At 72.5% G+C, this 21,223-nt stretch carries 17 protein-coding genes; 13 read left to right on the top strand and 4 right to left on the bottom strand.

Annotation, left to right across the window (positions count from 1 at the left end; genetic code table 11):
- Positions 1-39 precede the first annotated feature (39 nt).
- The 13 genes from F4556_RS24625 to F4556_RS24690 all read left to right on the top strand — a co-directional run bounded on the left by F4556_RS24625 (position 40) and on the right by F4556_RS24690 (position 18,273).
- Positions 40-1,281: an MFS transporter gene (locus F4556_RS24625; protein ID WP_313068572.1), complete on the top strand. Its 1,242-nt coding sequence runs from the start codon at positions 40-42 to the stop codon at positions 1,279-1,281.
- Positions 1,282-1,307: 26 nt separating this feature from the next.
- The gene (locus F4556_RS24630) at positions 1,308-2,021 is read left to right on the top strand and encodes an alpha/beta fold hydrolase (protein WP_184919643.1); all 714 of its coding nucleotides are present in this window, start codon (positions 1,308-1,310) and stop codon (positions 2,019-2,021) included.
- Positions 2,022-2,047: 26 nt separating this feature from the next.
- Positions 2,048-4,504: a beta-glucosidase family protein gene (locus F4556_RS24635; protein ID WP_184919645.1), complete on the top strand. Its 2,457-nt coding sequence runs from the start codon at positions 2,048-2,050 to the stop codon at positions 4,502-4,504.
- A 164-nt stretch (positions 4,505-4,668) separates the two neighbouring features.
- A complete protein-coding gene (locus F4556_RS24640; RefSeq protein WP_184919647.1) occupies positions 4,669-5,034 on the top strand; it encodes a hypothetical protein in 366 nt (121 codons plus the stop codon).
- Complete coding sequence (gene pstC / locus F4556_RS24645; protein ID WP_184919649.1) at positions 5,031-6,032, top strand: phosphate ABC transporter permease subunit PstC; 1,002 nt, start codon at positions 5,031-5,033, stop codon at positions 6,030-6,032. The genes F4556_RS24640 and pstC overlap by 4 nt, the downstream gene beginning before the upstream one ends.
- Entirely contained in the window at positions 6,029-8,848 is a 2,820-nt protein-coding gene (gene pstA, locus F4556_RS37615) for a phosphate ABC transporter permease PstA (protein ID WP_221503690.1), read from the top strand. Before pstC ends, pstA begins: the two co-directional genes overlap by 4 nt.
- Positions 8,845-11,493, top strand: a complete 2,649-nt coding sequence (locus F4556_RS24660; RefSeq protein WP_184919651.1) for a hypothetical protein — start codon at positions 8,845-8,847, stop codon at positions 11,491-11,493. Before pstA ends, F4556_RS24660 begins: the two co-directional genes overlap by 4 nt.
- 143 nt (positions 11,494-11,636) lie before the next feature.
- Complete coding sequence (locus F4556_RS24665) at positions 11,637-12,644, top strand: substrate-binding domain-containing protein (protein WP_221503691.1); 1,008 nt, start codon at positions 11,637-11,639, stop codon at positions 12,642-12,644.
- A gap of 49 nt (positions 12,645-12,693) precedes the next feature.
- Positions 12,694-14,286 (top strand): Ig-like domain-containing protein, encoded by a 1,593-nt coding sequence (locus tag F4556_RS24670; RefSeq protein WP_184919652.1) that lies wholly within the window; start codon positions 12,694-12,696, stop codon positions 14,284-14,286.
- Positions 14,287-14,420: 134 nt separating this feature from the next.
- Positions 14,421-16,106, top strand: coding sequence for a WxL protein peptidoglycan domain-containing protein (locus tag F4556_RS24675; protein WP_184919656.1), 1,686 nt, complete (start codon positions 14,421-14,423; stop codon positions 16,104-16,106).
- A complete protein-coding gene (locus tag F4556_RS24680; RefSeq protein ID WP_221503692.1) occupies positions 16,103-17,044 on the top strand; it encodes a sortase in 942 nt (313 codons plus the stop codon). Before F4556_RS24675 ends, F4556_RS24680 begins: the two co-directional genes overlap by 4 nt.
- Before the next feature lie 37 nt (positions 17,045-17,081).
- Entirely contained in the window at positions 17,082-17,903 is an 822-nt protein-coding gene (locus tag F4556_RS24685; RefSeq protein ID WP_184919658.1) for a phosphate ABC transporter ATP-binding protein, read from the top strand.
- A 55-nt stretch (positions 17,904-17,958) separates the two neighbouring features.
- Positions 17,959-18,273: a hypothetical protein gene (locus F4556_RS24690; RefSeq protein WP_184919660.1), complete on the top strand. Its 315-nt coding sequence runs from the start codon at positions 17,959-17,961 to the stop codon at positions 18,271-18,273.
- 66 nt (positions 18,274-18,339) lie between these two features.
- Here the strand turns inward: F4556_RS24690 and F4556_RS24695 are convergent, their stop codons facing one another.
- The 4 genes from F4556_RS24695 to F4556_RS24710 form a co-directional block, all read right to left on the bottom strand.
- Positions 18,340-18,738 (bottom strand): PPOX class F420-dependent oxidoreductase, encoded by a 399-nt coding sequence (locus F4556_RS24695; protein ID WP_184919662.1) that lies wholly within the window; start codon positions 18,736-18,738, stop codon positions 18,340-18,342.
- Positions 18,739-18,763: 25 nt separating this feature from the next.
- Positions 18,764-20,200, bottom strand: coding sequence for an MFS transporter (locus tag F4556_RS24700; RefSeq protein WP_184919664.1), 1,437 nt, complete (start codon positions 20,198-20,200; stop codon positions 18,764-18,766).
- An 88-nt stretch (positions 20,201-20,288) separates the two neighbouring features.
- On the bottom strand, positions 20,289-20,771 hold the full coding sequence (locus tag F4556_RS24705) for a MarR family winged helix-turn-helix transcriptional regulator (RefSeq protein WP_184919666.1): 483 nt from the start codon (positions 20,769-20,771) through the stop codon (positions 20,289-20,291).
- 48 nt (positions 20,772-20,819) lie between these two features.
- Positions 20,820-21,104, bottom strand: a complete 285-nt coding sequence (locus F4556_RS24710; protein ID WP_184919668.1) for a protealysin inhibitor emfourin — start codon at positions 21,102-21,104, stop codon at positions 20,820-20,822.
- Positions 21,105-21,223: the final 119 nt, after the last annotated feature.

Raw genomic sequence — 21,223 nt, forward strand, 5'->3', positions numbered from 1 at the left:
ACCTCACCCATGACTTCCCCCGAGTCCTTGGAGGGCACTGTGGCCCTTTCCCCCACCCACCCCGGCGTCGGCGCCCCATCCGCCGACGGCCGCCGCACCACCCGCGGCCTGCTGCCGCTGCTGTTCACCGGCAACACCGCGATGTACGCGCTCTACCTCGGCGTCGGCGGCGTCCTGCTGCCGCTCCAGGTCGAGCAGTTGGACGCGGCGCACAAGGTGGCCAACCTCGGTCTGGTCAGCGGGGTCGCGGCGATCTTCGCGACCTTCTTCAACCCGCTCGCGGGCGCGCTCTCGGACCGCTCCGGGCGGCGCAACCCGTGGATCCTCGGCGGCGGCCTGGCCACCGTCGCCGCGATGGCGCTGCTCGGTAGCGTGGACACCGTGCTGCTGGTCGCGATCGCCTGGTGCCTCGGGCAGGCGGTGATGAACTTCTACCAGTCCGCGCTCACCTCGGTGGTGCCCGACCGGGTGCCGCTCGGCAGACGCGGCGCCGCCTCGGCGGCGGTCGGTCTGGGCCTGCCGGTCGGCTCCACGGTCGGGGTGCTGGTCGCCTCGGCCTGCTCCGACCACTACCGGACCGGCTACCTGGTGCTCGGCGTGCTGGTCGCGCTGGCGGCGGTGCTGTTCACCTCCGCCGCCCGGGAGCAGCGGATGCCCGCCAAGTCCCCCACCCCGCTGCGCGAGCAGGCCGCCGCCTTCCTCGGGGTGCTGCGCGAGCACGACTTCCGCTGGGCCTTCATCGGCCGCTGGTTGCTGGTGCTCGGGTACTTCGCGGTGGTCGGCTACCAGCTCTACATCCTGCAGGACCACATCGCGCTGCCGGCCGGCCTGGAGCCGACCGAGGCGGTGGCGGTCCTGACGCCCGTCTCGGCCGTCACCATGGCGCTCTCCACGGTGGTCGGGGGCGTGCTCTCCGACCGGCTGGACCGCCGCAAGCTGTTCGTCGGCGTCTCGGCCGCGCTCTCCGGGGTGGCCCTGCTGATCTCGGTGGTCAGCCCGACCTGGCCGGGGATGCTGGTCTTCGCGGCCGTCAACGGTCTGGCCTTCGGCTGCTTCATGGCGGTCGACACCGCGCTGGTCACCATGGTGCTGCCGAAGGCGGAGGACGCCGCCCGGGACATGGGCGTGCTGAACATCGCCAACGCCGGGCCGCAGATCCTGGCCCCGTTCGTGGCCTCCGCCGTGGTCGGCCTCGGCGGCTACACCCCGCTGTTCGTCCTCGGAGCCCTGCTCTCGGTGCTCGGCGCGCTCGCCGTGCGGCCGATCAGGAGCGTCCGGTGATCCACCGTCAGAAAGGTACCGAAGCAGTGAAGTTGAACACCCAGGAGTGGGGTACCGGCGACCGCGTGGCGCTGCTGGTGCACGGCATCATGTCCGACCACCGGACCTGGCGCCGGGTCGGCCCCGCGCTGGCCGAGCGCGGTTACCGGGTGATCGCGGTGGACCTGCGCGGTCACGGCGCGAGCCCGCGCGGCGCGGGGGAGACCCCGGCCGAGCGGTACGGGCCCGCGCAGTACGCCGACGACCTGGTGGACACCCTGCCGGCCGGTGCGGAGCTGGCGATCGGGCACTCGCTCGGCGGGCTCGCGCTGCGCTGGGCGGTGGATCGGCTGCGGCCGCGGCGGGCGGTCTTCTCGGACCCGGCCTGGCTGTTCGCCGACCAGGGCATCGACCCCGAGCTGTTCGTCGGCTTCGCCGCGCAGGCGACCGCCGAGCAGATCACCGTGATGAACCCGCGCTGGGAGCAGGCGGACGTCGAGGTCGAGCTGGCGACCCTGGCCGTCTGGGACCCGGACACCGCCAGGTCGCTCGGCTCGCACCACGGGTACGCGGGGCTGCCGGACGCTCCGGTGGTGCCCTCGCTGGTCCAACTCGCCGACCCCAGCTTCCTGGTGGGCCCGCTGGACGCCGAGCGGCTGCGGGAGCGGGGCTTCGAGGTGCGCACCGTCGCGGGTGCGGGCCACACCATCCACCGGGACGACTTCGCGGGCTTCATGGCCTCGCTCGACGGCTGGATCTGAGCAGGATGACCGAGAAGGAGACGCAGATGACCGAGCACGCCAGGGAAGCCGCCGTGCAGGCCGCACTCGCCGCGCTGGACCTGCCCGCCAAGGTGGCACTGCTGGCCGGTGCCGACATGTGGTCGCTGCCCGCGAACGAGGAGATCGGCCTCGGCCGGCTGGTGATGTCGGACGGTCCGGCCGGGGTGCGGGGCGAGCAGTGGACCCCGGACGACCCGTCCGTCTCGATCCCCTCGCCGACCGCGCTGGCCGCCACCTGGGACCTCGAACTGGTGCGCAGGGCCGGTCGGTTGCTGGCCCAGGAGGCCCGCCGCAAGGGTGCCCACGTGGTGCTGGCGCCGACCGTGAACCTGCACCGCAGCCCGCGCGGCGGACGGCACTTCGAGTGCTACTCGGAGGATCCGCTGCTCACCGGTGAGCTGGGCGCGGCGCTGGTCTCCGGGGTGCAGGACGGCGGGGTGGCCACCACGCCCAAGCACTTCGTCGGCAACGACTCGGAGACCGACCGCTACACGGTGGACGTCCGGCTGGACGAGCGCACGCTGCGCGAGCTCTACCTGGCCCCGTTCGAGATCATCGTGAAGAAGGCCAGCCCCTGGGGGCTGATGGCCGCGTACAACGCGGTGAACGGGCCGAGCATGACGGAGCACCAGGAGCTCAACAACCGCGTGCTGCGCGAGGAGTGGGGCTTCGACGGGGTGCTGGTCTCGGACTGGACCGGGGCCCGGGACACCGTGCGGGCCGCGCTGGGCGGGCTTGACGTGGCGATGCCGGGCCCGGCCACGGTGTACGGCGAGCACCTGGTGAAGGCGGTCCGCGAGGGTCTGGTGCCCGAGCGGACGGTGGACGAACTGGCCCGCCGGGTCCTGCGGTTGGCCGCCCGGGTGGGCCTGCTGGCCGGTGCCCCGGCGGCGGTGCCGGCCGAGCGGCTGCCCGCCCGGATCGACGGTGAGGCACTGGCCCGGGAGCTGGCGGCGCGCTCCTTCGTGCTGCTGCGGAACGAGGGCGGCGTGCTGCCGCTGGCCCCCGCCCCCGGTGCCAAGGTGGCGCTGATCGGCGCGGCGGCGGCCGAGGCCAGGATCGGTGGCGGCGGCAGTGCCCAGGTCTTCCCGACCCGGGTGGTCTCGCCGCTGGACGGGCTGAGCGCCGCGCTCGGCTCGGAGGTCGGGCTGAGCTACGCGGTCGGTGCCGACCCGCGCACCTTCGTGCCCCCGGCCGGGTTCCCCGGCCGCGCCGAACTGCTGGGTACGGACGGTGAGTTGCTGGGGACGGCGGCCACCGTGGACGGCAGCGTGCGCTGGCTCGGCACGCTGCCGGGCGGGGTCGCGTTCGACCGGCTGCGCCGGGTGGTGCTGACCACCACGGTGACTCCGGAGCGGTCCGGCGAGCACCTGGTGGCGATCCGCGGGGTCGGCCACTACCGGCTGGAGGCGGCCGGCGAGCCGCTCTTCGACGGCGTGCTGCTGCCCGAGGGCGAGGACCCGGCGGCGGCCTTTCTGAACCCGCCGGAGCGCCGGTTCGCGCTGGAGCTGACCGGCCCGGCCGAGATCCGGCTGACCTTCACGATGCCGGAGGCGAGCGCGTTCTCCGCCTTCGGGCTGGTCTCCTTCACCCTGGGCCATGCCGAACCGACCGCCTCCGCCGACGAGTTGATCGAGCAGGCGGTCGAGGCGGCCCGGGCCGCCGAGGTGGCGGTGGTGGTGGTCGGCACCACCGAGGAGGTGGAGAGCGAGGGGGTGGACCGGTCCTGCCTGCGGCTGCCGGGACGGCAGGACGAGTTGGTGGCCCGGGTGCTGGCGGTCAACCCGCGCACCGTGGTGGTGGTCAACGCCGGTGCCCCGGTGCTGATGCCGTGGCGCGAGCAGGTGGCGGCGGTGCTGCTGGCCTGGTTCCCTGGCCAGGAGGCCGGGGCGGCGCTGGCCGACGTCCTGCTCGGCCTGGCCGAGCCGGGCGGGCGGCTTCCCACCACCTGGCCCGCCGAGGAGGCCGACGCGCCGGTCTGGGAGGTGACGCCGACGGACGGCCGACTTGCCTACGAGGAGGGCCTGTTCATCGGCTACCGGGCCTGGCAGCGCCGGGCCGGGGCGCAGCCCGCGTACTGGTTCGGCGCCGGGCAGGGCTACACCGAGTGGGCGTACGAGGGGCTGGAGGCGCGGCGCGGCGAGCAGCCGGGCGTGCTGGCCGAGGTCTGCGTCCGGGTCCGTAACACCGGGGCCAGGACGGGCCGTGAGGTGGTGCAGGTCTATCTGGCCACCGACGGGGTGGACCGCAGCCGGCCGGACCGTCAGCTGGCCGGTTTCGCGGTGGTGGAGGCGGCGCCGGGGGAGTGCGTGACCGCGCGGGTGACGGTGCCGGAGCGGGCCGCGCAGACCTGGGCGGCCGGCCGGGGGTGGGTCACCAGGCCGGGTACGTACACGGTCGAGGCGGGCCGCAGTGCGGCCGACCGGCCGCTGGTGCTGGCCTTGGAGGTGGGGGGTATCTGACAGGTCGTCAGATTCGTACGTACGGTGTGTGATCCGTGGAGGAGTCGCGCACCGTTCGTTAAGCCGTCCCGTGTCCGGCGTTCATCCGGCCGCACCTGGGCGGTGTTTCTGAGCCGAGACGGTCTCTTCCGGCCAAGCAGCGCTGCGGAAGGGCGAGCACCGGCATGGGACACCCCAGATTTCTGATCGTCAGCAGACCGGCCCGCCCCGACCACGCGTCGGGCGGGACGGTCTGGCGACTGCTCGGTGCCAACAACCGGCACCTGGGGCAGAGTCAGGAGATCTTCCGGGACGCCGCCTCCTGCCGGGCCGCGATCGAGGAGTTCCAGCACCGGGTGGACCAGGGCCGGACCACCATCTGCTCCATGGAGCATGGTCAACTCTGGCTCTGGCGGCTTGAGTTGGACGGCCGGACGGTGGCCCACTCGGCCCGGGGCTACCGGCGGCAGCGCGAGTGCCAGTACAACCTCGCCCGTTTTCTGGCAGGTGCACGGAGTGCGGCCGACACCGCCCGTGGAGGTGTCGGATGAGTACGGATACTCCGACGGCGACCGACTCCCCGAGGGCACTGACCGTCAACCCCGGTCTGCCGGACCGGATCTTCCTGGCCTGGGCCAAGGCCAGCGGCGCGATCGTGCTGGTGGTGATGCTCGGGGTCGGTGGCTACCTGGCCGTCCGGGCCACCGACGCGCTCTCCACCGCCGGGCTCTCCTTCCTCACCACCGAGACCTGGAACCCGGACGGCGGCCGCGGCCAGTTCGGCATCGCGGCGGTGCTGATCGGCACGGTGCTGATCGGCGGGATCGCGGTGGTGCTGGCGGTGCCGCTGGCGCTGGCCAGCGCGCTCTACATCAGCGAGTACGCGCCCAGGCAGCTGCGCCGGACGCTGGTCAGCATGGTCGACCTGATGGCCGCCGTGCCCAGCGTGGTCTACGGGGTCTGGGGCTTCAAGCTGTTGCAGTACCAGCTCACCGGCGTGGCCAGGTGGCTCTCGGACTACTTCGGGTGGATCCCGCTGTTCAAGGTGAACGGGGCCGATCCGACCAACCCGCTGACGCCGCCGCTGGTCTACACGGCGTCGAGCCTGATGGCCGGTGTGGTGGTGGGCTTCATGATCACGCCGATCATGTGCTCGATCATGCGCGAAGTGTTCGACCAGGCGCCGGCCGGTGAGCGGGAGGGCGCCTACGCGCTCGGCTCCACCCGCTGGGGCATGATCCGCTCGGTGGTCCTGCCGTTCGGCCGGGGCGGGATCATCGGCGGCACCATGCTCGGCCTCGGCCGCGCGCTGGGCGAGACCATCTCGGTCTACCTGATCCTCTCGATGAACTTCGACATCCAGCCGCACGTGCTGCAGAGCGGCGGCAGCGCGGTCGCGCCGCTGATCGCGCTGCGCTACGGCGACTCGACCGACTTCTCGGTCTCCGCGCTGATGGCGGCCGGACTCTCGCTGTTCGTGCTGACCCTCGCGGTCAACTTCGCCGCGGCCGCCGTGGTCGCCCGCAGTCGCTCGGGGGCCAGCTCATGACCACCACCGCCCCGCCCCGCACCACCGTGGTCACCCGACCGGCCGTGCCCGCCCCGCAGCGCCGCCGCCGGATCAACGCCCGCCGCGCCTCCGACCACTACGCGTTCTGGGGCAGCCTGGCCGGCGCGCTGGCGACCTCCGCGCTGCTGTTCCAGCGGCTCACCCCGTTCAGCGGCGGGATCGGCTTCGTGGTCTGCGCCTGGCTCTGCTTCCTCGGCCTGTACGCGCTGCTGGTCTCCCGGGACGAGGGCAAGCTGACGGTCCGGGACCGGTTCGCCTCCGCGGTGGTGCACAGCCTGGCCGCGATGCTGCTCGGGGTGCTGGTCTGGGTGCTGTGCTACGTCTTCATGAAGGGCTGGTCGGCCCTCTCGCACAGCAACTTCTTCCTCCAGGACCTGTCCGACGCCGGGCCGACCGACCCGCTGGACCAGGGCGGCGCGCTGCACGCGGTGGTCGGCACCCTGATCCAGATCACCATCTCGCTGGGCATCACCATCCCGGTCGGGATCAGCTGCGCGGTCTTCCTGAGCGAGGTGCCGGGCCGGTTCAGCCGGCTGGTGCGCACGCTGGTCGAGGCGATGACGGCGCTGCCGTCGATCCTGGCGGGCCTGTTCATCTACGCGGTGATGGTGCTCACCCTGGGGTTGCCCCGGTCCGGCCTGGCGGCCGGGGTGGCGCTCTCGGTGATGATGCTGCCGATCCTGATCCGGGCCGCCGACGTGGTGCTCCGGCTGGTGCCCGCCTCGCTCAAGGAGGCGTCCTACGCGCTCGGCGCCGGACGCTGGCGGACGGTCTGGACGGTGACCCTGCCGAGCGCCCGCTCGGGCCTGGCCACCGCGGTGATCCTGGGCGCCGCCCGCGGGATCGGCGAGACCTCGCCGGTGCTGCTCTGCTCCGGCTACACCAAGAACCTCAACCTGGACCCGACGAAGGACCCGCAGACCTCGCTGCCGCTGATGGCCTTCACCCTGATCAAGTTCCCGTCCGAGCTCCAGGCCGCCCGGGCCTTCGGCGCGGCGGCGCTGCTGCTCGGCCTGGTGCTGCTGCTCTTCGTGGTCGCCCGGACCCTCGGCGGCCGGGGCCCGGGTGAGCTGAGCCGGCGTCAGCGCGAGAACCGGGCCCGGCAGTCCGCGGCCGACCTGGCCCGGATGACCAACCCCGTCGTTCCCCCCGCCCGGAAGGCGCCCGTGATCACCCGCACCCTGACCCTGCTCACCGCGATCGCGGTGTTCGCCACCTCGCTGCTGTTCGGCGCGGCCGAACGGGCCGAGGCCGCCGCCTACCTGCGGATCAGCGGCGCGGGTTCCACCTGGAGCTACAACGCGGTCGACGGCTGGATCAGGAACGTCCGCCAGTACGGCATGACCGTCGACTTCGACCCGCAGGGGTCCTCGTTCGGCCGGAACCAGTTCAAGAACGACGCCACCGACTTCGCGGTCACCGAGATCCCGTACGGGCTCACCGACGGCGGCCAGTACGACGCGCCGCCGCCGTTCCCCTCGGCCTACCTGCCGATCGTCGCGGGCGGCACCTCCTTCATGTACAACCTGAAGATCAACGGCAAGCGGGTGACCGACCTGCGGCTCTCCGGCGAGACCATCGCCAAGCTCTTCACCGGCGGCATCACCTGGTGGGACGACCCGCTGGTGAAGGCCGACAACCCGGGCCTGGAGCTGCCGCACGTCGAGGTGCACCCGGTGGTCCGCTCGGACGGCTCCGGTACCACCGCGCAGTTCACCACCTGGCTGAGCAAGCGTCAGCAGCCGATCTGGGACGACTACTGCCGCCGTACGCCGCGCGGTGCGGCCTGCGGGATGACCTCGTTCTTCCCGCTGCTCAAGGGCTCCACCTGGAAGGCGCTGGGCAGCTCGATCACGGTGGCCTCCTCGGTCGCCAACGAGGGCAACAACGGGGCCATCACCTACGTCGAGTACTCCTACGCCAAGGAGGCCAAGTTCCCGGTCGCCAAGGTGCTCAACCAGGCCGGCTACTACGTCGGGCCGACCGGGCAGAACGTCGCGGTCGCCCTGGTCAACGCCCGGATCAACCCGGACCTGACCCAGATGCTGGACGACGTCTACGACAGCCCGGCGCCGGCCGCCTACCCGCTCTCCAGCTACAGCTACATGGTGGTGCACACCAGCGAGACGACGAACTTCAAGCAGGACAAGGGCGCGGCGATGAGCGCCTTCGGCTACTACTTCCTCTGCGAGGGCCAGAAGAAGGTCGGCGACAACGGGTACTCGCCGCTCACCCCGCAGCTGGTCACCTCCGGCTTCGACCAGCTGGCGAAGATCCCGGGCAGCGAGAAGAAGGTCTTCGACCCGGCCGCCTGCAGCAACCCGACCTTCGGCAAGGACGGCACCAACCCGTACGTGGCCAGCGCCCCCAAGCCGCCCGAGTGCGACAAGAAGGGCGCGACGTCCCAGTGCGGGGGCACCGGCGCCAAGCCCACCGGCACCCAGTCGGGCACCGGCGGCGCGGCCGGCGGCACGGGGACGGGCGGTGCGGCGGCCACCGGTGGCGCGGCCGGCGGACCGGGTGCGGCGGACGGTGGAACGGCGGGTGCGGGAGCCGCCGGCGGGACGGGCGGCGGGGCGGCGGACGACCCCGCGCTCGGCGGCGGTGACGGCGGGGCCGCCGCCGGTGGCACCGGGCAGAGCGTGAGCGCCTCCGCGATCGAGGTGGCCTCCGCGGCGGGCAGTGGGCTGCGGTACTCGCTGATGGTGATCGCCGGGCTGCTGCTCGGTGCGGTCATCGTGCTGCCGCCGGTGATCGCGGGCCGGGCGGCTCGCAGGCGGGAGGGGGAGCTGTGAGCCGACGGACCGTCAACAGCGGTGCCCGGCGGGCGCTGCGTACCGCGGGGATACTCACCCTGCTGCTCGCCACCGCGGCCGGCGCGGCGCTCTCGGCCGGACCGGGCGACACCCCGGTCGGGGTGGCCGCCGGGACCTCGGCGAGGCCCGAGATCCCGGTCGACCCGGTCACCGGCGCGCCGGTGGGGATCGACCCGAAGAAGGCCCCCACCGGAGCCGCCGGAAAGGCGAGTACCGGTGCGAAGTCCGGTGCGCCGGTGGGTGGTTCGGCCGCGGTCCGGCCGGCCGCGAGCGCGGCGGGCCCGGGGGACACCGACCCGAAGCCGGTCACGGTCAAGGGCACCGGTGAGTTCGCCGACCTGGCGGTGACCGTCCCGCAGACCGACCACCTGGTGAACCAGGTGGTCGAGATCACCTGGAAGGGCGGCAAGCAGACCACGCCGAGCCCGCGCTCGTTCGGGCGCAACTTCCTCCAGTTCATGCAGTGCTGGGGCGACGACCCGACCGGACCTGACCGGGAGCAGTGCCAGTACGGGGCGACCAAGGGGGACTCCCGGATCTCGGCCGGTGACTTCGTGTCCCAGCGTCAGCTCAACTTCGGCCCCGCGCTGATCGACCCGGTCGAGCCGATCAAGCAGACCAAGCCGAACGAGAACGTCTTCGTCCCGTTCCGCTCCGCCACCGGCGCGGCTCCGGAGACCGGCGGCACCAGCTCGTTCTACAACGCGCAGACCACCAACGAGGTGCCGTTCGCCCCGACCAGGGCCGACGGCAGCGGGCAGCTCTTCTTCGAGATGCAGAGCGGTATGGAAGCCCCGGGCCTGGGCTGCGGGCAGCCGGTCAGCAAGGTGGCCGACGCACCGGTGCGTCAGTGCTGGCTGGTGATCGTGCCGCGCGGCGAACTGGACGTGGACGGCAAGGTGCCGACCAGCGGTGGCGGCAAGCTCCAGTCCACCCCGCTGTCCAGCACCAACTGGGCCAAGCGCCTGGTGGTCCCGCTCGGCTTCGAACGGGTCGGCCTGGCCTGCCCGATCGGCAGCGCCGAACGGCCCACGGACGGCAACGAGTTGATGTCCGAGGCGATGCAGCGCTGGCAGCCGGTGCTGTGCCAACAGGCCGGCGGCATCTTCAACTTCTCCCGGGCAAGCGACGACACGGCCAGGGAGCGGCTGCAGAGCGACAACCCCGGGCTGGACTTCCTCGGCTACCCGCTGGCGGTCGAGGAGCAGACACCCGGCCGGACCCCGGTCTACGCGCCGATCGCGCTGTCCGGCCTGACCATCGCCTTCGACATCGAGAACCAGTCCTCGATCCGGGCCCCGGAGGACGTCCGCAAGCAGGAGGGGCAGCGGATGCCGGACATGAGTCTGACGCCCCGTCTGGTCGCCAAACTGGTCACCCAGAGCTACCAGTACGCGGTCAACCCGGGCGACGAGGACGTGGCAACCACCAACCCGCTGGACCTGCTCAGCGACCCGGAGTTCCTGGAGCTGAACCCGCAGTTCAAGTACTTCTTCGGCGCCCGGGTGCCGGACCTGATGCTGCCGCTGGGCTCCAGCGACGCCGCCCAGCAGCTCTGGAAGTGGCTGCTGAACGACCCGGAGGCCAAGGCCTTCCTGAGCGGCGAGGTCCACCCGAAGTGGAAGGACCGGGTCAACCAGGCCTTCATCAGGCTCGAGACCAGCTACCCGCGCTCGAACTACCCCAAGCAGGACGACTACTGCCAGAAGTTCGACAAGTCCGAGAACCGCCCCGACTGGTGCAACTCGGAGTCGCACCCCTACCTCGCCTCGATGGGTGACGCCGCCCGGTTCGCCGCCCGCGGCGACACCACCGGCAAGTCGGTCTGGAGCGCGGACAGCATTCCGCCCTCGATGAAGAAGGACCCGCCGCAGCCGCAGGGCCTGCGGTCGCTGATGGCGCTGGCCACCACCGCCCAGGCCGCCCGGTACGGCCTGAGCACCGCCAAACTCCGCAACGGCGTCGGCGAGTTCGTCGCCCCGACCGACACCTCGCTGCTCATCACGGCGAACGCGGCGACCCCCGCGGACCCGGCCCGGATCGCGGTCATCCCGCCCGGCCTGCCGGTGGCCGGCGGCTACCCGCTGACCATCACCACCTTCGCCGCCACCGTCCCGTCGGCCCTCGACGCGGCCAGCGGCAAGGCGTACGCGGGCCTGCTCAGGTACGCGGCCGACACCGGCCAGGTGCACGGGGTCGCGCTCGGCCAACTACCGGACGGGTACGTGTCGTTGCCGGAGAAGATGCGGGTCCAGCTCCGGCGGGTGGCCGACCTGGTGCAGCAGAACGCGGGCGTGCCCGAGCCGGCGCTCAGCCCGACCCCGACGCCGCGGGACGTCCCGCCCGCCACCGAGGCCGCCGTCGCCCCGCCCGGGGCCGAAGCGGTCCCGCACCAGCCGCCGGTCGACACCGCGCCCACCGCCCCGCCCGCCCCCGGTCCGACGGCCGCGCACACCCCCGTCGTGCTCACGCCCAAGCCGGTCGCCCCGGTCGCCAAGACGGCCGAGAGCGACCTGGGTTCGGCCCGCTACCTGCTGCTCGGCGTGCTGATCGCCGGTCTGCTGGCCGGTGCCGCCGGGCTGTTCCTGCCGCGACTGCTCCGCAACCGGCGGTCCCGGCCCTGAGCGGGCCGGGGCCCGGCGGGGCTCACCAGACCACACCACCACCAGTACGTCACCACCACCCGTACCACGCCAACGCATGTGCGCCACGCGGCCGGAGAGCCCTCCGGCCGTGCCTGAGAGCTGCCCAAGAAGGACGAAGAACAGTGAAGAGTCTCACCAAGAGCAACCTCGCCAAGTGTGTGACCGTCGCCGCCGGCCTCGGCCTCGTGGTGGCCGGTACCGGGACCGCCCAGGCGGACCCGACCGGTGCCCCGCTCTACCGTCAGCTCGCCGGTGTCGGCTCCGACACCACCCAGGGCGTCATGAACGCGATGGCCGACGCCATCACCGGCCCCACCGGTGAGAAGCTGATCGGTTCGTACAACGCGACCGGCTCCGCGACCATCAACACCAAGGCCGCTGCCGCCTGCCAGAACCTCAACCGCCCGAACGGCTCCGGCGCGGGCCGCACCGCCCTGCTGAACGAGCTGAACAAGAACAACGGCTGCCTGGACTTCTCCCGCTCCTCCAGCCTCAACGTGACCGCCAGCACCCCGGGTCTGACCTATGTCCCGTTCGCCGTCGACGCCGTGACCTACGCGGTCGGCGCGGGCAGCGTGCTGCCGCTCGACCTCAGCACGGCCGACCTGCACGCCCTGTACACCTGTGACCCCGGCTTCGTCGGCACCGCCCCGAACTGGGACATCCGCCCGCTGCTGCCGCAGAGCGGCTCGGGCACCCGCTCGTACTGGCTGACCGTGGTCGGCATCACCGAGGGCGACCTGAGCGCCAACCGCTACCCCTGTGTCACCGACACCAAGGGCGGCAAGAAGATCGAGGAGCACGACGGCCGGGTGCTGGACAGCAAGACCCTGGTGCCGTTCTCGATCGCCCAGTACCTCGCGCAGAGCGCCAGCACCATCCCCGACATCCGCGGCGCGGCCCAGCTCGGCAACATCAACGGTGTCCCGTCGATGCTGCTGAACACCGGTGCCGCGGCCACCCGTGACGTCTACAACGTCATCCCGACCAGCAAGGTCGGCGTCAGCCCGTGGAGCGACGTCTTCGTCGGCAAGACCTCGAAGATCTGCTCGCGCGCCGACCTGATCAAGCAGTACGGCTTCGGCACCAACGACAACTGCGGTGACACCTCCCGCAACTCCGGCAACTGACCCTCCGTCAACCCTCCGCGTCTCTCTGCCTGAAAGGCACACCAGAACCGTGAGCATCCGTATTCCGCGCACTGTCGCAATCGGCGCCGCCACCCTCCTGGCCGCCGGCAGCATCACCATGGCCGGTACCACCGCGCACGCGGCCGAGACCGTCCCGACCGTCGGCACCCTGGCGCTCAACCCGGCGAGCGGCACCGACGAGGAACTGATCAGCCTGGTCAGCTCCGCCGCCTGCCCCGGTGGCACCAACCTGCAGGGCCTGGTCTTCGGTGCCGGCTTCCCGGCGGACGGCTTCGGTGTCACCACGAACCAGGCCCAGTCCAACTTCCCGGTCGACGCCCAGGGCCACCTGACCGTGCCGCTGAGCGACACCATGAAGGGCTTCGCCCAGAAGAACGGCTTCTCCACCCTCGCGGGCAAGTACGAGTTCCGGCTGCGCTGCCGCGCCAAGCTCGGCACCACGTACTTCGGTGACTTCGTCGGCGCGATCAACTTCAACACCCCCACCAGCTACACCACGGTGGACACCACGCCGGTCGCGACCGCCACCACCACCGCGCTGACCGTCACCCCGAACGGCTCCGCCACCCTCGGCGGCGACGTCACGCTGTCCGCCGCGGTCACCCCGGCCGCGCCGGGCACCGTCCAGTTCCTGGACGGCACCACCGCGCTCGGCGCCCCGGTGGCCGTGAACGCCGGCTCCGCCTCGCTGACCGTCAACACCCTGGCCCTGGGCGCGCACAACCTGTCCGCGGTCTTCACCTCGAGCTCGACCGCCTTCCTGGGCTCGACCTCGTCCGCGGTCGCCTACACCATCAGCCCCAAGGGTGCCGCCGCGACCACCACCGCGCTGGCCGTCAGCCCGGCGGGCTCCGCGGCCAAGAACACCCCGGTCGCGCTGAGTGCCACCGTGACCCCGGCCGGCACGCCCGGTGCGGTCGAGTTCCGTGACGGCGGCACGCTGCTCGGCACCCAGTCGGTGAACGCCGGCTCCGCCGCGCTGACCGTCGCCACCCTGGCGGAGGGCGACCACCTGCTGACCGCCACCTTCGTCCCGGCCGTCCCGGCCGACTTCGCGGCCTCGACCTCCCCGGTCGTGCCGTTCACCGTCACCCCGCCGGTGGTCGTCCCGAACCCGGGCGACCCGCTGCCGCCGTCGCCGGTCTTCGAGACCATCACCACCTCGGTCGCCCCCGGCGCTCTGGTGATCAGCGTGGCGGGCACCAACGTCACCCTGCCGCCGCTCACCCTGAACGGTGACAGCACCCTGTACTCCACCACCGGTGCGATCCAGACCGTCACCGTCACGGACACCCGTGCGGGTGCGCCGGGCTGGTCGGTCAGCGGCCGGGTGGACCAGTTCGCCTCGGGCGCCAACCAGATCAACGCGCAGAACCTCGGCTGGGCCCCGAACCTGGTCTCCAAGGGTGACGGCCTCAAGATCAACCTCGGTGGCGCGATCGCTCCGGCGAACGCCGTCGCGGCCGCCGACGCCGGTGTCTTCGGCCTGAAGTCCTCCCGGACCCTGGCCACCGCGACCGGCCTCGGCACCGCCAAGCTCGGCGCCGACCTCACCCTGCTCGCCCCGACCTCCACGCTGGCCGGGACGTACCAGGGCCTGCTCACCCTGACGGCGATCTGACACCGGTAGTTCACCGGGTCCCAGTGCGCCCTTAACCCGGCGGCAGGGCCGTCCGCGCGACACTGCGTCGAACCGCGGACGGCCCGGCCGCCGGTGCCCAACTCCCGTACCCGCAAGCAAGGATGACGCCGCCGATGCGCCGATGGTTCCTACTGCCCCTGCTGGTCGTCGCGCTGCTGACGACCGGTGGTACGGCGTACGCCGACGACCCGCCGGCCGCTCCGGCGGCACCCGCCGCGCAGACCTTCGGGATCCAGCCGTCGGGCGCCACCGAGCCGGACGCCCGGGGGACCTTCTCCTACGCGGCCACGCCCGGCGCGCTGGTCAAGGACCACGTCGCGGTCTGGAACTACAGCGAGCAGCCGCTCACCGTGCGGCTCTACCCCGCCGACGCCTTCAACACCGACAGCGGCGGCTACGACGTCCTGCCCGACGGCAAACCCTCGACCCAGGCCGGGAGTTGGATCCGGACCGCGGTCGACACGGTGACCCTGCCGGGGCGCAGCCGGCAGATCGTCCCGTTCACCCTGGCCGTCCCGGCGCAGGCCGCGCCCGGCGACCACGCGGCCGGCATCGTGGTCGCGGTCCGGGCCGAGAGCAAGGATGCCAAGGGCAACGCGGTCACGGTCGACCAACGGGTCGGCTCCCGGGTGAACATCCGGGTCTCCGGCGACCTGAAGGCCGAGCTCAAGGTGGAGAACGCCAAGGCGGTCTACCACCCGAGCCTGAACCCGCTGGAGACCGGCCGGACCACGGTCAGCTACACCGTCCGCAACACCGGCAACATCCGGCTCGGCGGCAAGCAGGCGGTCCGGGTCACCAACGTGTTCGGCTCGATCGCCACCGGCAACGCCCCCGCCGACCTGCAGGAGTTGCTGCCCGGCAACGCGGTCAACTACCGCTTCGACGTCGCCGGGGTCTACCCGACACTGTGGGGCACCGCCGGGATCACCATCGACCCGCTGCCGGTGGCCGGGGACAAGGACCCGAAGCTGGTCAGTGACGTCTCCAAGCACCGCTTCGCCCTGATCCCCTGGAGCACGCTGGCGGCGCTGCTGCTGCTCGCCCTGCTGACCGGCCGCTGGTGGCTGGCCAGGCGCCGCCGTCGCCGGCTCCCCGGAGCGGGCGCCAAGCCGCCGGTGCTGCCCGCCCCGGTGGCCGCCATCGCGCTGCTGGCCTTCCTGATGCTTGGTCAACTCCCGTACGCACCAAGGGCATCCGCCGCCGAGCCGGTCGGCACACTGACCTTCGACTATCCGAAGGGCCACGACGACGACGCGATAGACCTGCTCAGCTCCGGCCCCTGCCCCGACCCGGCCAACTATCTGGCGGTGCGGATCACCGGTGCCGGATTCCCGGCCGAGGGCGCGCCGCTGACCGGGACGGTGGCCGCCTCGGTCTACCGGACCGCACCCAACGGCGGCTTCATCCTGCCGCTGGCCAACACCCTCAAGGTGGTGGCCACCCAGGCGGGTTCGGGTCCGCTCAAGGGTGACTACACGATCACCGCCAGCTGCCGGCACAAGGTCAAGCCCGCCTCGGTCAAGGACTTCACCGCCGTCCTCACCTTCACCGACCCGACCAACTGGACCACCGCCGCGGTGGCCCCCGCGGGCATGCTGCACCAGGCCGTCTCCGCCGACCCGGTGCCCACCCAGGCCGCCGGCGCCAGGCCCGCCGCTGCCTCGGCCGCCGACTCCGGGGTGCCGCTGTACTCCTGGATCGCCGTCAGCGCCGGACTGCTGCTGACCGGCTGGCTGACCGTGCCGTACGTCCGCCGGATCCGGGCCCGCCGGACGGCCGAGGAGGCTGCCGAATGACCGCCGTCATGGCCGACGCCCCGGTCGGGACCCACACCGAGCCCCCCGTGCCGCCCGCCGCGCCCGCGGCCTCCCCGGTACGCCGACTCCGGCCGGACGGACCGCAGTTGGCCGGTGCCGCGCTGGCCATCCTGGCCGGACTGCTGTTCGGCCTGCTGTTCGACTTCGGCCCGCTCGGCGGGCTGCGCCACCTGCGCGACCACCAGAGCGGCTACGCCGAGTTGCGGCTCTCGCTGGCTCAGGGGACGGCGCCGATCGGCCAGTTGGACGCTGACGGCAAGCCGGTCCAACTGGGCACCCCGGTGGCCCTGTTGGAGATCCCGCAGCTCGGCCTGCGCGAGGTGATCCGGGAGGGCAGCACCGGTGAGGTGCTGGCGGCCGGTCCCGGCCACCGGCGGGACACCGCGATGCCGGGCCAGGCCGGGTCCAGCGTGCTGCTCGGCCGGCAGGCCGGGTTCGGCGGCCCGTTCGGCAGCATCGGCCAGCTGCGGACGGGGGAGACCTTCACCGTCACCACCGGCCAGGGCAGGCACACCTTCCGGGTGGTCACCGTCCGCCGGGCGGGCGACCCGGTGCCGCCCGCGCTCAAGAAGGGCGCGGGCCGGGTGGTGCTGGTCACCGCGGACGGCCCGCTGTACGCGCCGTCCGGTGTGCTGCTGGTGGACGCCGACCTGACCACCGAGGTCCAGGAGGCCAACGCCAGGCCGCTCACCACCGCCGCGCTGCCCGCCGCCGAGAAGGCGCTCGGCACCGAGGACGCCGCCTGGGTGCCACTGGTGCTCTGGGGCGAGGCCCTGCTGCTGGCCGCCGTCGGGCTGGCCCTGGCCTGGTCGCGCTGGGGCCGCCAGCAGAGCTGGATCGTCGGCGTACCGGTGCTGAGCGCGCTCGGCCTGGCGGTCGCCGACCAGGTCGCCCGCCTGCTGCCCAACCTGATCTGACTCCCTGTCACCACGTACCGAGAGAGGGGCCCGTACCGTGAGCCTCGACACCACGGCCGTCCTGCCGACCGTCACGCGGAGTTCGGCGGGCACCCTGGACGCCCGCGCGGTCTCGGCCTGGTTCGGCGACCGCAAGGTCCTGGAGCAGGTCTCGCTGCTGATGCCGGCCGGGCAGGTCACCGCGCTGATCGGCCCGTCCGGCTGCGGGAAGTCCACCTTCCTGCGGATCCTCAACCGGATGCACGAGCTGATCCCGAGCGCCGCGCTGGCCGGCGAGGTGCTGCTGGACGGCGCCGACATCTACGCCCCCGAGCGGCGGCTCACCACCGCCCGGCGGGACATCGGGATGGTCTTCCAGAAGCCCAACCCCTTCCCGGCAATGTCCATCTACGACAACGTGCTGGCCGGGCTCAAGCTCACCGGCGTCCGTGCCTCGCGGGCCGAGAAGGACCACCTGGTCGAGGAGTGCCTGACCAAGGCCGGTCTGTGGAAGGAGGTGCAGGACCGCCTCCGGCAGCCGGGCGGCGCGCTCTCCGGCGGCCAGCAGCAGCGCCTCTGCATCGCCCGCTCGCTGGCGGTCCGGCCCAAGATCCTGCTGATGGACGAGCCCTGCTCGGCCCTCGACCCAACCTCCACCCGCCGGATCGAGCAGACCATCCGGGAGCTGGTGGAGGAGGTCACCATCGTGATCGTCACCCACAACATGCAGCAGGCCCAGCGGGTCTCCGACCAGTGCGCGTTCTTCCTCGCCGAGCAGGGCACCTCGGGCGGCATCGTCGAGCACGGCCCGACCGACGCGATGTTCGGCGCCCCGGTGGACCAGCGGACCTCGGACTACGTGAACGGCCGGTTCGGCTAGCCGTGGCCGATTCTTCGGCTGCGGGCTGCGGGACGAGACCTTCCGCACCCTCGGGGTGACCCACCTGGTCGAGCACCTGGCGATGAGCACGCTGCCCCGGCTGCACCACGACCACAACGCCTCGGTCGACCTGGCGCTCACCCAGTTCACCTGCACCGGCCGCCCCGAGCAGGTGGTCGAGTTCCTGGCCAAGGTCTGCGCGGCGCTCGGCGCGATGCTGCTCGCCGTCCAGATCCTCCAGCAGCGGCTCACCGAGACCGTCCGCCACCGGCACGGACTCTCCAACGACGTCGGTGGCGGCGCCACCTTCGCCGGGCCCGGCGCGGGCGAGCGGACCATCTGCCTGGACGCCCGGGAGGGACAGGAGTAGCGGGTCGCCGAACTCCCGGCTGGTGGACGGGAGTTCCGGCCTCCGGCTTCCGGTCCGCCGACTGACTCAGACCGCGAAGCGGAGCACCTTCGCCGGGGTCACCCGGATGATCAGCCGGACCTCGTCGGGCTCGGCCAGCGGCGGGTCGGTGCCCAGGTAGCGGTGCGACAGTTCGTACGGCAGCTGCCGGTCCGGGTCGGGGAGCAGCTCGGCGGTGCCGCGCAGCTCGACCGAGGAGTAGGGGTTGGCGAGGTCGTAGACCGAGACGCTGATCCGGGGGTCGCGGGCCAGGTTGCGGGCCTTCTGGCGGCCGGCGGTGGTGGAGAGCAGGACGGTGTCGCCCTCGCGCTTCAGCCACATCACCGAGGACTGCGGGCCGCCGTCCGGGTTCAGGGTGGTGACGGTGGCGAAGTTCCGGGCGTCCAGCAGGGCGCGGACCTCGGGGCCGAGGGTCGGGGTGCTCATGGTGACGGCTCCTTGGGGGGTGAGTTCAGACCAGGGCGTGGACGGCGGCCGGGGCGTCGGCCCGGGCCGGGCGGCGCAGCAGGGTGGCGGCCAGGACGAAGGCCAGCACCAGCAGGCCGGTGCCGATCCCGAAGGCGAGCCGGAAGCCGTCGGTCAGGGCGGCCTGGGCTGACGCGCCGTCGGCCAGCAGGGTGTCGGCACGGCTGCCGGCCAGGGTGGCCAGCACGGCCACGCCGAGGGCGCCGCCGACCTGCTGGGTGGTGTTGAAGAGGCCGGAGGTGACCCCCGCGTCCTCGGGGCTCGCGTCGGCCATGGCGAGCGAGGTGAGGGCCGAGATGGCCAGGCCGAAGCCGCCCGCGAGCAACATGGTGGGGAGCAGGTGGACCGGGTAGGAGGCGTCCACCGGGAGCTGGGTCAGCAGGCCGATCGCGGCCACCAGCAGGGCCAATCCGCCGAGCAGCACGGCCCGTTCGCCGAACCGGGCGTTGAGCCGGGCGGACAGGAAGAGCGAGACCGCGCCGATGGTGAGGGCCGCCGGGAGCATCGCGAAGCCGGTGGCGGCGGCGCCGTAGCCGAGCACGTTCTGCAGGTAGAGCGCGATCAGCACCTGGAAGCCGAACAGGGCGGAGACCATCAGGATCTGCACCAGATTGGCCCCGGCGGTGGTGCGGGAGCGGAGCAGGCGGAGCGGCAGCAGCGGTTCGGCGGCCTGCCGCTGACGGAGCACGAAGCCGGTGAGCAGCAGGACGGCGACGGCGCCGAGCAGCAGGGCGAGCCGGCCGTGGCGGTCGATCGAGACGATCGCGTAGACGCCGGTCATCAGCCCGGCGGTGACCAGGGCGGCGCCGGGCAGGTCGAGGCCGCGGAGCGAGCGGGCCGGGCCGTCGGCGGCCAGCACCTTGAGCGAGAGCAGTACGGCGACCAGCCCGATCGGCAGGTTGACGAAGAAGATCCAGTGCCAGCCGACCGCTTCGGTCAGCACCCCGCCGAGCACCTGCCCGATCGAGGCCCCGGCCGCGCCGACGAAGCTGAACGCGCCGATCGCCCGGCCGCGCTCGCCCGGCTCCGGGAAGAGCGTGACGATCATGCCGAGGCTGACCGCGGAGGCCATCGCCCCGCCGATGCCCTGCAGGAACCGGGCGCCGATCAGGACTTCCTGACTGCCCGCCACTCCGCAGAGCAGCGAGGCCGCGGTGAAGATCACCAGCCCGGCGACGAACATCCGGCGTCGGCCGAGCAGGTCACCGAGCCGGCCGGCCAGCAGCAGGAGCCCGCCGAAGGCGATCAGGTAGGCGTTGACCGTCCAGGTCAGGTCCTCGGGGGAGAAGGCCAGGTCGGCCTGGATGGCGGGCAGCGCCACGGTCACGATGCTGCCGTCCAGGATGATCATCAGCATCCCGGCGCAGAGCACGGCGAGCGCGAACCAGCGTGCGCGGTCGGTGGATGGGGCGTGCGGGGTCATGGGGTCCCTCCCGTTCGGTGGCTACGGGTAGGACGCTATCAGATAGTCCCGTACGGGACTATCTTTTCTTGGATCGTCTTCTTCGGGGCTACCCACGCGCCCGCCGGGCCCGGCGGACCGGCCGGTCGCTCTCGACCGGCGTGGCGAGGTGCCCCTCCTGAAGGGTGGTCAGGGCGCGCAGCAGCGCGGCCCCGTCGGTGCCGGGCAGCGCGTCCAGTACGTCCTGGTGCACCCGGTCGACGATCTGCACGCCCGCGGCCACCGCCTCGGCGCCGCTCGGGGTGACCGAGATGATCCGGGCCCGCCGGTCGGTGCTGGACGGGCGGCGCTCGGCCAGGCCGAGGCGCTCCAGTTCGTCGACGGTGACCACCATGGTGGTCTTGTCCAGGTCGGCGATCTCGGCCAGCTGGATCTGGGTCCGCTCCGCCTCCTGTGCGTGCAGCAGCACGCAGAACCCGCGCGGGGTGATCTCCAGGCCGCTCTCGGCGAAGGCGGCCGACATCCGGGTCGCCAGTACGTGACTGGTGTGGGCCAGCAGGCCGGACAGGTCCAGAACGGTTCGAGTGGTCATACCCACAGTCTACAAACTGCGGCAAGCTCCGGATTATCCGGAAGCGGACTACTGCTGCGGATGCAGCGCCACGCCCTCGCGCAGCACCAGTGAGACCAGCTCGTGCTGCGAGTCGGTCAGCCGTGGGTCGGCGCAGTGCACCGTCCGCCCGTCCACTGTGATCGCGTAGTGGAAGCCGTCCGGCACCCCGTACGAGGGCGCGCGCAGGCCGCCCGCCACCGCCTCCCTGGCCAGCGCGTGCACATGGGGCGCGTCGGTTCGTTCGGCGGTGTCCAGCTCGGCTCGGAGGGGGTGGCCGGCCAGGCCGCCGGTCCGGGTCACCTGGATACGCATGGTTGCCAGTGTGCTACGCACCGCCGTCGGCGCGCTGCCGGTTTCGGTGAAAATGCCGTGCGGAGTCGGCGGGGGTTCCGGTCGGGCGAGCTGACGGAACGTCAGTTCGAGCCCGTCTC

This window comes from Kitasatospora gansuensis, assembly GCF_014203705.1.
Classification (GTDB): domain Bacteria; phylum Actinomycetota; class Actinomycetes; order Streptomycetales; family Streptomycetaceae; genus Kitasatospora; species Kitasatospora gansuensis.

What these genes read in the sequence shown, in the direction of transcription:
- F4556_RS24635 (WP_184919645.1), top strand. Translation starts at nt 2,048, where the DNA reads ATGACCGAGCACGCCAGGGAAGCCGCCGTGCAGGCCGCACTCGCCGCG.
- F4556_RS24640 (WP_184919647.1), top strand. Translation starts at nt 4,669, where the DNA reads ATGGGACACCCCAGATTTCTGATCGTCAGCAGACCGGCCCGCCCCGAC.
- pstC (WP_184919649.1), top strand. Translation starts at nt 5,031, where the DNA reads ATGAGTACGGATACTCCGACGGCGACCGACTCCCCGAGGGCACTGACC.
- pstA (WP_221503690.1), top strand. Translation starts at nt 6,029, where the DNA reads ATGACCACCACCGCCCCGCCCCGCACCACCGTGGTCACCCGACCGGCC.
- F4556_RS24675 (WP_184919656.1), top strand. Translation starts at nt 14,421, where the DNA reads ATGCGCCGATGGTTCCTACTGCCCCTGCTGGTCGTCGCGCTGCTGACG.
- F4556_RS24680 (WP_221503692.1), top strand. Translation starts at nt 16,103, where the DNA reads ATGACCGCCGTCATGGCCGACGCCCCGGTCGGGACCCACACCGAGCCC.
- F4556_RS24695 (WP_184919662.1), bottom strand. Translation starts at nt 18,738, where the DNA reads ATGAGCACCCCGACCCTCGGCCCCGAGGTCCGCGCCCTGCTGGACGCC.
- F4556_RS24700 (WP_184919664.1), bottom strand. Translation starts at nt 20,200, where the DNA reads ATGACCCCGCACGCCCCATCCACCGACCGCGCACGCTGGTTCGCGCTC.
- F4556_RS24705 (WP_184919666.1), bottom strand. Translation starts at nt 20,771, where the DNA reads ATGACCACTCGAACCGTTCTGGACCTGTCCGGCCTGCTGGCCCACACC.
- F4556_RS24710 (WP_184919668.1), bottom strand. Translation starts at nt 21,104, where the DNA reads ATGCGTATCCAGGTGACCCGGACCGGCGGCCTGGCCGGCCACCCCCTC.